Source organism: Nitrososphaera sp. (assembly GCF_037447015.1).
GTDB lineage: Archaea > Thermoproteota > Nitrososphaeria > Nitrososphaerales > Nitrososphaeraceae > Nitrososphaera.
The window spans coordinates 1-11,122 of record NZ_JBBIHK010000016.1; the positions used below are offsets into that span (position 1 = coordinate 1).

Consider the following 11,122-nt stretch of genomic DNA (forward strand, 5'->3'; position numbering starts at 1 on the left):
ATAGCCGCGACTGCGAAAAAGCTATAAGAAGAAAAACTCTTTTTTCTCTGGTTACCAGAGCCTTCCGCCCGTGCGGCGTTCTGCCTCTGACCTTACCTTGACGATGCCCCTGTGCACCGCGCACGAAACGCAGTAGAACTTGACATCAGTCGACATCGGTATGTATGCGCCCTGCGCCTTCAGCTCCTTGGCAAGCGCCGGCTCTACGAGCGTTATCCTGCCCGTGACCTTTTTCGCCTTGTCGCGTGGAACCAAGGCTCCGCACTGGCTGCAGTGAACTACGCCTGAACTGCCCTTGCCGCCCTTGGAACGGCCACGGCTTGCTCTTTTCTTCGGCATGACGGCAGCAGATGCCCGTCGCCATACTTTAAATCTTGTGATTAAGAGGGGTCAAAAAATGCGCGACTTGTCAGTAAGAATTATGCGCAAAGCTTATAGCTTGAGGCTCCTTTGTATGAGGTAGAAGGGCGGCGTCGCGGCTATGCGTTCCTGCCATCCCAATAAAGGTCGCCTCCGCGGCGCGCAGCAAGCCCTTTACTGCTTTTTATTGCTTGATTAGATGCAGCCTTTAGCTCTGCTGTAAATGGTTGCCGTTGCTATTAGGATGGCAAGAATCATCCCGACAAACATGGCTGGAAATTCTGGCGCTGCCGTCGTTCCAACAACGACAATCCTGTCTGCTCCCTTGCCGTCATATTGTATGTTGATGGCTGAGGAGGAATCCGCCTCTGCTCCTTCCACCCGCATTTGGATCTGCTGATCATCATTAACATATCCTGTGTAGGGGCCTCCCAAAAGTTCATTTGGCATAGCCAACCGCATCATGCTTCCTCCATCGATGTTTACCTGAAATTTCTTTTGTTCGGGATAGAAATTCCACCCGCATATTATAGAGTCTGTCGATGCCTGAACTGTATATCTGGTGTCTTCTGCAACTGCCACGGACAAAACATGATCGCCTTGCATCACTCCGTCCACCATGATCTGAGTATTTCCTACCATCTCGACCCGCGTCTTACCATAGGGCAGTGTAAATGAAATCACCCTGTTCTCGCAAGAAACCCTTTCTGAAATCTTTGCCTCCTCGTCGCCGACAAATACAATTAACCCTCCAATAGAAGCAAAGGAGTCAATAAAGTCTCGGGGAAATATCAGCTGCATCTCTTCACCATCTGTGTCGACTTGGACATCAAAACTTAACATGTTGGCCGCTTTGAGGTACGTCGCAGAAGTGATCCTGCCGTTATCCAAAATGTAAGTTAATGTGTACTGTTCGTTATTCTTGTCGACTAGACTTTCATCTGTGAATGTAATCTCTGTACCGGATTGTGCGAATGCCGGATTAGTGGAATTAGAAATAATAATAATGCCCCCGAGCACGATGGTGGAAAGAACAAATGTTTTGAACATTTGCTAATAGCTGCGAAAGAACGTATTAAAGGAAATGCCGCTTTATGTTATATTAACCGGATGGCGATATCTGTGATATCCGGGCAAAGCGCAATAAAATGTCTCTCAAGATAAGCCCTTTTATTATGCGCTTTCACCTACCACATAGCGTCGCTTGAAGATAGGCATCGCCTCGCACATTGTCCTTGACACCATCAGGGGTGCCGACGGCCGGATAGTGGCCGAGAGCATGGGCGGCCCGCCGTGCTACTGCGGCCTCGTCGCAAGGAGGTTTGGGTTTGACGTCGAGCTTGCCACAATGGTCGGCGCCGACTTTCCAGAGCACGAGCGCAACTTTTTGCGCGAAAACCGCATAACGCTGCGGGACTGGCATCTGTCAAAGAGCGCGCCGACGACGCGCTTTGCGCTAGAGTCGGACGGCTATTCCCGCCGGCTGGTGCTGCAGGCCAAGTGCGACCCCATCCCTGAAAGCCAGATACGGGAGATGAAAAGCGTGGACTGCTGGCTCGTCAGCCCTGTCATCGACGAGGTGCCTGCCGGCAGCACGCTTGAGGCCATCAAGAAGAACAGGGGCAAAAAGAATTTCGTGATGCTCGACCCGCAGGGCTACATGCGGGTAGCAGACCCTGCAGGAGGCAGGATATCGATAAAAGAAAGGCTGGACCTCGACCTTGCCGGCGTCACGGCAGTCAAGGCAGACAGGGAAGAGCTGCTTGCGCTTGCCGGCGCAGAGGGGCTTGAAGGCATGAAGGCGCTGCAGTCAAGGGGCGTCGAGTTTGTGCTTGCGACAGAGCACAGGATCGTGCATTTGCTCCACAAGGACATGCACTACTGGATCAAGCTAAAAGAGATAGACACGCCCGACTCGACTGGCGCCGGCGACATACTTGCAGCAGCGTTTGCGTGTGCGTGGGTGAAAGAGAAGGACCCGGTATGGGCCGTCTGCTTTTCGGCAGGCGCGCTAAAGGCGGCGCTTGAGACTCGCGCCGCCGGCCTTGCCAAGATACCGGAATACCGCAAGATAGAGACCGAGGCGTCCTACTATTACAACACGGTCGGGTTCAAGGGCGTCTGATTGCCTGGCTGACCTAGCTTTAAATCCATCCTGACAGTTAGTGAGCTGAATGAAGGTTGCGCTCTGGGGCGTGGATTCCCGTGACGGCGCCCTCCTGGCAAAAATGAAAAAGACGCTGGACGCGCTCGGGATCAAGTCCCAGCTGATGAAGGACGACCATTCCGTCGCGTCCGAAGTGGACATGGTGCTTGTCACGGGAGGTGACAGGGGCATCCTGGAATATTTCCACAAGGTGACTGCCGCGTCGGCCCCCGTCCTTGGTGTGTACGAGACCGATTCGACAGGCTTTCTTGCCCAGCTTGACGTGCGCGACCTGGAGCCTGCCGGCGTACGGCTGAAAAAGGGCGACTATGAGGTCGACGAGGTGTTCCGCCTTGCGGTAAAGGTGGACGGCAAGGACGCAGACCCTGTCCTCAACGACGTGGCCGTGTTCCCAAGCAAGAGCGCGACGCTCATGGAGCACGTATTGAAGATAGACGGCAAGGACGTGTGGCACGACAACAGCGACGGCGTCATAATATCGACGCCCACTGGTTCGACTGCGTATACAATGTCCGCCGGCGGGCCCATGGTGATACAGAAATCGCAGGTGTTCGTGGTGGTATCAGTCAACTCGCTTGACAATACGCGCAGGCCGCTTGTGGTCCCAAACGACGCGCAGATAGAGGTGGCAGACATCACAAGCAGGTATCATTGCGAAGTCGTGCTAGACGGGGGCAGGCGCGTCAGGGTGAAAAACATCCTTGCATGCAGCAAACACCCGTTTCCTGCCCGCCTTGTCCGGCTCGTAGCCGGCGACTCGTCTGCCGCGTCGCTCATGGCAAAAAAGGTCAGGCTTGCGGAGGACATGCTCAAGATGCCGCCGAGTGCAAAGCTGATACTAAAGACGCTTGAATACGAGGGGGCGCTCTCGCAAAAAGACCTGGCGGCAAGGACGATGCTTCCCGAGCGCACCATCCGGCTCTCGCTTTCGCACCTGATAGAAGGGGGCTATGTCAAGAAAAAGACGTCGCTCCGGGACGCCCGGCAGCGCATCTATGAGCTAAAGATCTAGTTTCCTTGACTTGCTGCTGCTGCGGCGGCAGCCCTGACAAAGCCGTCAAACGCCTGCTCGGGTTTGCCCGGCCTGCTGGAGAATTCCGCATGGTATTGCACTGCAAGGTAAAAGCGGTGGCCCGGCACCTCCAGTATCTCCATGCGCCTGCCCTTGTCCGAATGCGCAGACAGCTTTATCCTGCCTCCCTTTTCCATCGCCTGCAAATAGTTCTGGTTGAACTCGTAGCGGTGGCGGTGGCGTCGCCTGATCGACGTAGAACCGTACAGCCTGTGCGCAAGCGTCCCCTCCTCGACAGATATGTCGTGGCCGCCAAGCCTCATCGTCCCGCCCATGTCGTGCACGTTGCGCTGCTCCGGCATAAAGTCGACGACGGGGTGCTTGGTGTGCGGGTCAAGCTCGGTCGAGTTTGCCCCGTGCAGGCCGCATGCGTGCCGGGCAAAGGCTACAAGCGCAAGCTGGAAGCCAAAGCAGATGCCCAGGTACGGGATGTTGTTTTCCCTGGCATAGTTTGCCGCGCTGATGATGCCTTCGCTCCCGCGCTTGCCAAAGCCGCCAGGCGCAAGTATGCCGTCGTAGCCCTTCAACGTTGAAATGCTGGTGCCGTTTTCAAACTTTTCCGAGTCTATCCAGTCTATCTCGACTTTTTTGCCGATGCTCGCCCCTGCGTGCGACAGCGCGTGGTACACGCTGACGTAACTGTCAGGCAGCGTCACGTACTTGCCGACTACTGCGATCCTTACTTTGCCGTTCTTGTATGTTGAAAACGAGTCTGCTATCTTTTTCCAGTCTCCCCACCTTGGCCTGCTCCTCTTCAGCGCAAGCCCTGCTGCGATGGTCCTGAGCATCCCCTGGCTTTCGAGCATCTCCGGCACCTTGTATATGGAAGGCGCGTCGTGGCATGATATGACGCCGGACTGGTCAACGCTTGCAAAGAGGGAGATCTTGCGCCGCGTCTCTGGAGTGAGCGGCGTCTTGCACCTGACTGCAAGCAGGTCGGGCTGGATGCCTATTCTTCTTAATTCCTGCACGCTGTGCTGCGTCGGCTTGGTCTTTTGCTCGCCCACAACGTCGAGCACCGGCGCCAGCGTGACATGGATAAAGAGCGTGTTCTGCCTGCCAAGCTCTAGCGCCATCTGGCGGAAAGCCTCAAGAAACGGCAGGCTCTCGATGTCGCCGACGGTGCCTCCGCACTCGACGACCATGATGTCCAGCCTTTCCCGCTCGGCCGTCTTTTTCAGGTTGTCCTTGATGGCGTCGGTGACGTGGGGGATTATCTGGACGCACTGGCCGAGGTACTTGCCCTCGCGCTCGGCCTTGATCACGTCCATGAATATGCGGCCGGTGGTGATGTTGTGGTCCTTGGTCATGGTGGCATCGATGAATCGCTCATAGTTACCTATGTCCATGTCGCACTCGCCGCCGTCGTCTGTCACAAAGACCTCGCCGTGGGCGACGGGGTTCATGGTGCCGGCGTCGTAGTTGACGTAGGGGTCTATCTTGACGCACGAGACCCTGTAGCCTGCAAGCTGCAAAAGCCGCGCGGTGGAAGAGGTGGTGACGCCCTTGCCAAGGCCGGACATGACTCCGCCTGTCACAAAAATGAACTTGGCCTGCACATCTGGCTTTTGAAATCCACCTTTTTATTCTTATTCCTTTTTTCAGAAAAGAATTGCTGGCCGCTGCTATGTTAAAATGCGCGGCGTGCATAGGGAAAAGCGCATCGTAAAAGATGTTGAATGGGACAACAGATACGGGGACCCCTCGGCAGAAGGGCAAGTCTGCCATACACGCAGCACACGCGGGCCTCTCAAAGGACGACGAAGCCAAGCTCGATGTCAAGATTTCTGAAATGTACGGCGTCGACAAGAGCGAGGCCGCAGACATACACGCAGACTATCACGCAGAGCGGATAATAGAGATGCTCGGGCGCTGGGCAAAGGAGAACGGCATGCCTGCAGAAGTACTTTTGAAAAAGGTGGAGGGCCTCAACATGCAGTCGGTGGCCGCGCAGGTGGCCGCAGGCAGGCTCACAGAGGCCGCTGCGGTGGACATGCTGTTTCGCAACATCTACGCCATAGAGAGCAACGGGCTGAGCAACGACAGGTACATCAACTTTTACGGCTGAACGTAGCCAGTCTCTCTGAAAAGCTGGACGAGCCGGGCCACGTACTCGTTTTCAGGGTTTATGCCGTAGACGACGTTGGCGTACCTTGCCTGCCTGACCCAGCCTATCCTCACCAGGTCGTCAAGGTTGCCCTTGATGTCCTCCCTCTTTAACCCTGTCCTCTTGTGCAGGACGTAGATGGTCGCAAGCTTGCCCTCCTCTGCAAGGGCGCGGATTATCTTGACTTTGCCGATGCTGCCAAGGCCGGTCTCCATTATCTCCCGGGGGTCGCTCATGCCTGCTTGTTTCCACCGCTTCTTACCCTTGCCATGAGGACGGGCTCGAGCTCGGCAAGCGAGGCGCCGTGCAGCCCTATCTCTTTGAGCGAGCGCATGTCGACCAGGCGGCGCACCTTCAGGTCGTCAAGGTAATCTTCAACATCCAGCTTTTTGATGCCCAGCTGCTCGGCAAGCTCTGCCGCGTGCAGCCTGACGTCCTTTAGTTCTACGTACTGCTTTTTCCTGCTCTTGAGCGCCCGCACGACTGCGATGAGGCTTGCAGCGTGGTTCTTTGACAGCTGCTCTATCTCTTCAGTCGTTATGGACGGGTGGGTCTGGCCGTGCACCTTGCGTACCTGGTCAAGCGTCACCCTGCCCGTCCCCTGCGACTCGGCCAGGTTGCCTGCGTACAGCAGGAGGTCAAGCGCATAGCGCACGTCGCCGTTCACCTGCGCCGAGGTGGTTATCTTGGATACCATGTCTATTACGTCGGAGCCTATGGCCTTTGGGTTGAACGCCTGGGCGCATCTGCTTTCAAGTATATCGCTCACCTGCTCCACCGTGTACTGGCCAAACTCCATGGGCACCCTCCCAAGGGTTGAAAGCTCGGCAGGGTCGAGCCTGCTGTAAAAGTCGGTGCTCCTTGCGATGAATATGACTCCCTTGACGTTGCAGGGCTTTTCCGGCTCGAACTCGTTGAGCCGGGTAAGGTCGTAGATGATGCTCGTGTCCTTGCTCGTCTTTATCAAATAGTCTATCTCGTCCATGACGACGAGCGCGTACTGTTTGTTTTCGCGCAAGTACCTCAGCAGGTAGCGGAGCATCTCTTCTGCGCTCAGCCCCTGGGAAGGCAGGTCCGGCGCCAGTCGCTCCAAAAGCAGGCGGTATATCGCAAACTTGTTTCCCCCCTGCAGCTTCAAGTTGACGTACGCGGTCTTGAGCGACAGCCGGTTTTGCGCGAACTTTTCTTCCAAAAGCCGGGCCGACCTTATGACAGTCGTGGTCTTGCCGATGCCTGCCGTCCCGATGACCTGCAGGATGGTGAGCGGGAACCTGTCCGGGTCGACCGCTGCGTCTGCAAACACGTGGGTTATCTGGTCCACCTGCGCCTGCCTGTGCGGCAGCTCCTCCGGCACAAAACGGGGCGACAGCTTTGACCTGTCGCGGAAAATCGCGCTCTCGGGCATTGGCCTCTGACTCTCTCTACTCCGGTGTGGTTTTCCGACCGCGGTATATATCAATTATATTAACGGCAGGCGACCATTTCACTATCGTCAAAATGAGAAGTAGCAGGTTTGCCCGGGCCGGCGACACGCTTGAAAAGCTGGTGGAAAACTCGTTCAAGGCAATAGACGAGGGGGCATACGACCTGAAAAGGTCTGTAGGGACCCACGACACTCTGTCTCTTAGGAAGGCGATATTTTCGTGCCCGCACGCCCCGCTCATCACCGAGGTCAAGTTCTCGTCGCCGTCAAAGGGCCAGATCCGCAATTTCGGCACGCCCTCAGAGATAGCCCTTGCCATGACGGAGGCAGGCGCAGTGGCCCTGTCGGTGCTGACGCAGCCGTACCTCTTTGACGGCTCGGTCAGCAACCTGTATGCGGTGAGAAAGGCAGTCTCTGTCCCGCTCCTGATGAAGGACATCACCGTGAGCGACGTGCAGATAGACGCCGCGCTAAAGGCCGGCGCCGACTGCATACTGCTGATAAAGGCAGTCTTTGACAGGAACCTGGCCGAGTCGGGCATCGACAGACTCTATGACTATGCAAAAAGCAGGGGGCTGCAGGTGCTTGTCGAGGCGCACACCGAGCAGGAATACGCCGAGACGCTTGCCGCCGGCTATGAATTTGTCGGGATAAACAACCGCAACCTGGCCGACCTGAAGGTGGACCTGGCAAACACCGAGCGCCTGATCGCAAGCAGGGGCAAGGGCAAGAGCGTGATAATAAGCGAGAGCGGCATTTCCAAGCCGGAAGACATACGCTACCTGCGCAGGGCCGGCGCCGACGCGTTCCTGGTCGGGACCAGCATCATGGAGACGGGCGACATTGGCGCCAAGGTGGCCGAGCTGTACAACGCCCTGTGAGCATATTAATACCCGGGCGCCCGACCTTTCTCTGCATATATCGATGCCTGGCAGCAGTAGCAGTAGTAGCAGTTACCCGGTCTGCGGCAAGTTCGGCAGGTATGGCGGGAAATACATCCCCGAGACGCTTGCGCCGGCGGTAAGCGAGCTTGAATCTGCCTATGAAAAGTACAAGAACGATCCTGATTTCCAGAGCGAGCTGGGCTATTATCTCAGGCATTACGCCGGCAGGCCGACGCCGCTCTATTTTGCCCGCAACCTGACAGAGCACGCCGGCGGCGCCCGCATATTTTTAAAGAGGGAAGACCTGCTGCACGGGGGCGCGCACAAGACCAACAACACGCTTGGGCAGGCGCTGCTCGCCAGGCGGATGGGCAAAAGGCGCATAATAGCAGAGACGGGGGCAGGCCAGCACGGCGTCGGCACGGCCCTTGCGTGCGCCATGCTCGGGCTCAATGCCGAGGTGTACATGGGGTCCAAAGACGTCGAGCGCCAAAAGCTGAACGTGTTCCGTATGCAGCTTCTTGGCGCCAAGGTCCACCCCGTCGACTCGGGCACAAAGACGCTCAAGGACGCCATCAACGAGGCGATTCGGGACTGGATCGCCAACGTCCAGACGACCTACTACCTGATAGGGACGGTCATGGGGCCGCACCCGTACCCGATGATGGTGCGGGATTTCCAGAGCGTGATAGGAAAAGAGGTGCGGGAAGAGATGCAAAAGGAGCACGGCCGGCTGCCAAGCGCGGTCGTGGCTTGCGTCGGTGGCGGCAGCAACGCCATGGGTTCTTTCTATCCTTTTATCGACGATACCTCTGTCAGGCTGGTAGGAGTCGAGGCGGCAGGCGAAGGGGTAAGGTCGGGCAAGCACGCTGCGACGCTGACTGCCGGCACGCCTGGCGTCCTGCACGGGATGTTCACCTACGTCTTGCAGGACAGGCACGGCCAGATAATGGACACGCACAGCATATCGGCTGGCCTTGATTACCCCGGCGTCGGGCCGGAGCACTCGATGCTCAAGGATACAGGCAGGGCGCAGTACGTGTCATGCACCGACGACGAGGCGATAGGGGCGTTCCTGACGCTCTCCAGGCTCGAGGGCATAATCCCGGCGCTCGAGTCGTCCCACGCGATATCGCACGCCGTGAAAATGGCAAAAGAGATGGACAGGGACGAAATAATAGTGGTCACGCTTTCAGGCAGGGGCGACAAGGACGTGACGGTGGTTCAGGATTATCTGAATTCAAAAAAAGGCCGCAGGCACCATGCAGGGAAAAAAACAACAGCGACAAGATAACAACAACAATAACAGCGGCAGTACTGCCGCCGACAGGATAGGCGCGACGTTCCGGCGCCTCGAACAAAGGGGCGAGCGGGCGCTCATCTGCTATGTGGTGGCCGGCTACCCTGACGCAGAGGCCACCGCCGGCATAGTAGACGCGCTGGTCGCAGGCGGCGCAGACATTATAGAGCTTGGAATCCCGTTCTCAGACCCCATAGCGGACGGGCCGACCATCCAAAAGGCGTCGCAGGCCGCCCTTGACGCCGGAGTGACGCCGGAAAAGGCGCTGCAGATCGCCAAGATTGTGAGGAAGAGGCACCCTGACCTGCCGCTGCTCGTCATGACCTATTCCAACATACTTGTCCATGCGGGGTGGGACGGCTTTCTTTCAAAGTGCAGGGCTGCCGGAATCGACGGCTTTATCCTGCCTGACATGCCTGTCGAGGAGGCAGGCGAATACACTGCCAAGGCCGCCGAGCACGGGATGGCTACCGTGTTCCTTGCGTCGCCCAACACCTCTCCAGAGCGGCTGAAAGAGATAGCGTCGCACTCGTCCGGCTTCATGTACCTGGTCTCCGTTTACGGCATAACCGGCGCCCGCTCGTCGTTTGAGGATTACACCAAGGACGCGATCAAGAGGGCAAAAGAGGCTGCAGGGCATAAAATCCCTGTAGGGGTCGGCTTTGGCATAAGCAGGCCCGAGCACGCCCGCTTTATGGCCGGGGCAGGCGCAGACGCGATAATCGTCGGGAGCGCCATAATCGACAGGATCGCCCGGGCAGGAGGCGGAGGCCGGCGACAGCAGACTGCCATGATGCTTGCAGACCTGAAGAGTTTTGCCGCGTCACTGAAAAAGGCCCTGAAATGACATAAAGAGAGAGATGATCAGGGCAGGACTATGCCCGACTGGTCCCTTGCAAAAAGCATGTTGTTGAGCGTCACCTGGTAGCGCCTGCCCCCGCGCTCGACTATGACTTCGATGTCATCAAGCGACTCTGAAGCGTCGTCGCCTTCCAGTTTCTTGATGGCCACGTGTATCGCTTCATGCGACACGAGTGAGTCCATGAAAGGCTCGATGTGTGCAAAACTGTTCGTTCCTGACCTGGCGTCCTGCGCAGACTGGATGATGAGCATGGTTTCGCCATGGTAGGTGAAATAGGCCGGCGACCCGTCAATGGCGCACGCAAGCGCAAAGTTGTTGATCGCCACGGTCTCCTCATGTTCTGGCAGGGCTGCAACTTTATCCTTTTCGCCCGTTCCTGCATTCCGGCAACCGTCAGCCGTGCAATTGTTGTTATTATTGGCAAAAATCGTGCCATTTTGTAATAAATTTTTGATTCTAGAGTCTTTTATACATATTCCTTAAATAGAAGAATTCTATAGAATAATGTGAGCCCTATGGCCAAAAGACCTGTAATGATCCCCGTTATTGCCACTCTGGCGGCAATGCTCCTCCTTGTCGGCGTGATGGCAGGAGCGGCGCAGGCAGACAGCAGCATGCCGAAAAAGGACGCAAAAAACGATACGACCGTGCCGGGCCTCAAAGACTTTGACATCAAGAGGTACGGCTTTATCAAAAAGACCGGCGAAGCGTACGTCGCAGTGTATGGCAAGGCGGGCCAGACCCTCCCAAGCGGCCTGCACACGGCATACGCGTACGTGATCTACACCGACACCGGCATCTATGCCTCTGATTCGCACGAAGCCCAGCACGCAGACAACGAAGCAGTCGCAAACAGGTCGTGGCACGGGCACAAGATAGTGTTTGGCGAGGACGGCTGCATCGACGAGATCGGCAGCTTCAAGAGCCAGGCCCACATCAAGAACCAC

Annotated in this window: 13 protein-coding genes; 7 read left to right on the forward strand and 6 right to left on the reverse strand. The window is 56.8% G+C overall.

Annotated elements, in window-relative coordinates:
• Positions 1–51 precede the first annotated feature (51 nt).
• Positions 52–339, reverse strand: coding sequence for a 30S ribosomal protein S26e (locus tag WKI84_RS07285; RefSeq protein WP_337862875.1), 288 nt, complete (start codon positions 337–339; stop codon positions 52–54).
• Positions 340–555: 216 nt separating this feature from the next.
• Complete coding sequence (locus WKI84_RS07290; protein ID WP_337862876.1) at positions 556–1,410, reverse strand: hypothetical protein; 855 nt, start codon at positions 1,408–1,410, stop codon at positions 556–558.
• Between the two features lie 154 nt (positions 1,411–1,564).
• Here WKI84_RS07290 and WKI84_RS07295 point away from each other — a divergent pair, with 154 nt between their 5' ends.
• Positions 1,565–2,485: a PfkB family carbohydrate kinase gene (locus WKI84_RS07295; protein WP_337862877.1), complete on the forward strand. Its 921-nt coding sequence runs from the start codon at positions 1,565–1,567 to the stop codon at positions 2,483–2,485.
• Between the two features lie 49 nt (positions 2,486–2,534).
• Positions 2,535–3,539: a sugar kinase gene (locus tag WKI84_RS07300; protein ID WP_337862878.1), complete on the forward strand. Its 1,005-nt coding sequence runs from the start codon at positions 2,535–2,537 to the stop codon at positions 3,537–3,539.
• Here the strand turns inward: WKI84_RS07300 and WKI84_RS07305 are convergent.
• Positions 3,536–5,158, reverse strand: coding sequence for a CTP synthase (locus WKI84_RS07305; RefSeq protein ID WP_337862879.1), 1,623 nt, complete (start codon positions 5,156–5,158; stop codon positions 3,536–3,538). The two genes, WKI84_RS07300 and WKI84_RS07305, sit on opposite strands and share 4 nt — an antisense overlap.
• Before the next feature lie 113 nt (positions 5,159–5,271).
• On the opposite strand from WKI84_RS07305, the gene WKI84_RS07310 reads away from it, so the two are divergent.
• The gene (locus WKI84_RS07310; protein WP_337862880.1) at positions 5,272–5,667 is read left to right on the forward strand and encodes a hypothetical protein; all 396 of its coding nucleotides are present in this window, start codon (positions 5,272–5,274) and stop codon (positions 5,665–5,667) included.
• Here the strand turns inward: WKI84_RS07310 and WKI84_RS07315 are convergent.
• On the reverse strand, positions 5,658–5,942 hold the full coding sequence (locus WKI84_RS07315) for a hypothetical protein (RefSeq protein WP_337862881.1): 285 nt from the start codon (positions 5,940–5,942) through the stop codon (positions 5,658–5,660). The two genes, WKI84_RS07310 and WKI84_RS07315, sit on opposite strands and share 10 nt — an antisense overlap.
• The gene (locus WKI84_RS07320; RefSeq protein ID WP_337862882.1) at positions 5,939–7,111 is read right to left on the reverse strand and encodes an AAA family ATPase; all 1,173 of its coding nucleotides are present in this window, start codon (positions 7,109–7,111) and stop codon (positions 5,939–5,941) included. The genes WKI84_RS07315 and WKI84_RS07320 overlap by 4 nt, the downstream gene beginning before the upstream one ends.
• Before the next feature lie 92 nt (positions 7,112–7,203).
• Between WKI84_RS07320 and WKI84_RS07325 the strand changes: the two genes are divergently transcribed.
• From WKI84_RS07325 to trpA, 3 genes are read left to right on the forward strand one after another with little or no spacing between them, the layout of a single operon-like run.
• On the forward strand, positions 7,204–8,010 hold the full coding sequence (locus WKI84_RS07325; protein WP_337862883.1) for an indole-3-glycerol-phosphate synthase: 807 nt from the start codon (positions 7,204–7,206) through the stop codon (positions 8,008–8,010).
• A gap of 43 nt (positions 8,011–8,053) precedes the next feature.
• Complete coding sequence (gene trpB, locus WKI84_RS07330) at positions 8,054–9,307, forward strand: tryptophan synthase subunit beta (RefSeq protein WP_337862884.1); 1,254 nt, start codon at positions 8,054–8,056, stop codon at positions 9,305–9,307.
• A complete protein-coding gene (trpA, locus tag WKI84_RS07335; RefSeq protein WP_337862885.1) occupies positions 9,276–10,160 on the forward strand; it encodes a tryptophan synthase subunit alpha in 885 nt (294 codons plus the stop codon). Before trpB ends, trpA begins: the two co-directional genes overlap by 32 nt.
• 17 nt (positions 10,161–10,177) lie before the next feature.
• On the opposite strand, the gene WKI84_RS07340 is transcribed toward trpA, so the two are convergent.
• Complete coding sequence (locus tag WKI84_RS07340; protein ID WP_337862886.1) at positions 10,178–10,501, reverse strand: hypothetical protein; 324 nt, start codon at positions 10,499–10,501, stop codon at positions 10,178–10,180.
• A gap of 189 nt (positions 10,502–10,690) precedes the next feature.
• Between WKI84_RS07340 and WKI84_RS07345 the strand changes: the two genes are divergently transcribed.
• Positions 10,691–11,122: hypothetical protein (locus tag WKI84_RS07345; RefSeq protein ID WP_337862887.1), on the forward strand; the 432-nt coding region annotated here is incomplete at its 3' end.

Bases quoted from the DNA above. Each gene is read 5' to 3' on its own strand.
- WKI84_RS07285 (WP_337862875.1), bottom strand. From the start codon at position 339: ATGCCGAAGAAAAGAGCAAGCCGTGGCCGTTCCAAGGGCGGCAAGGGC.
- WKI84_RS07290 (WP_337862876.1), bottom strand. From the start codon at position 1,410: ATGTTCAAAACATTTGTTCTTTCCACCATCGTGCTCGGGGGCATTATT.
- WKI84_RS07300 (WP_337862878.1), top strand. From the start codon at position 2,535: ATGAAGGTTGCGCTCTGGGGCGTGGATTCCCGTGACGGCGCCCTCCTG.
- WKI84_RS07310 (WP_337862880.1), top strand. From the start codon at position 5,272: ATGTTGAATGGGACAACAGATACGGGGACCCCTCGGCAGAAGGGCAAG.
- WKI84_RS07315 (WP_337862881.1), bottom strand. From the start codon at position 5,942: ATGAGCGACCCCCGGGAGATAATGGAGACCGGCCTTGGCAGCATCGGC.
- WKI84_RS07320 (WP_337862882.1), bottom strand. From the start codon at position 7,111: ATGCCCGAGAGCGCGATTTTCCGCGACAGGTCAAAGCTGTCGCCCCGT.
- WKI84_RS07325 (WP_337862883.1), top strand. From the start codon at position 7,204: ATGAGAAGTAGCAGGTTTGCCCGGGCCGGCGACACGCTTGAAAAGCTG.
- trpB (WP_337862884.1), top strand. From the start codon at position 8,054: ATGCCTGGCAGCAGTAGCAGTAGTAGCAGTTACCCGGTCTGCGGCAAG.
- trpA (WP_337862885.1), top strand. From the start codon at position 9,276: ATGCAGGGAAAAAAACAACAGCGACAAGATAACAACAACAATAACAGC.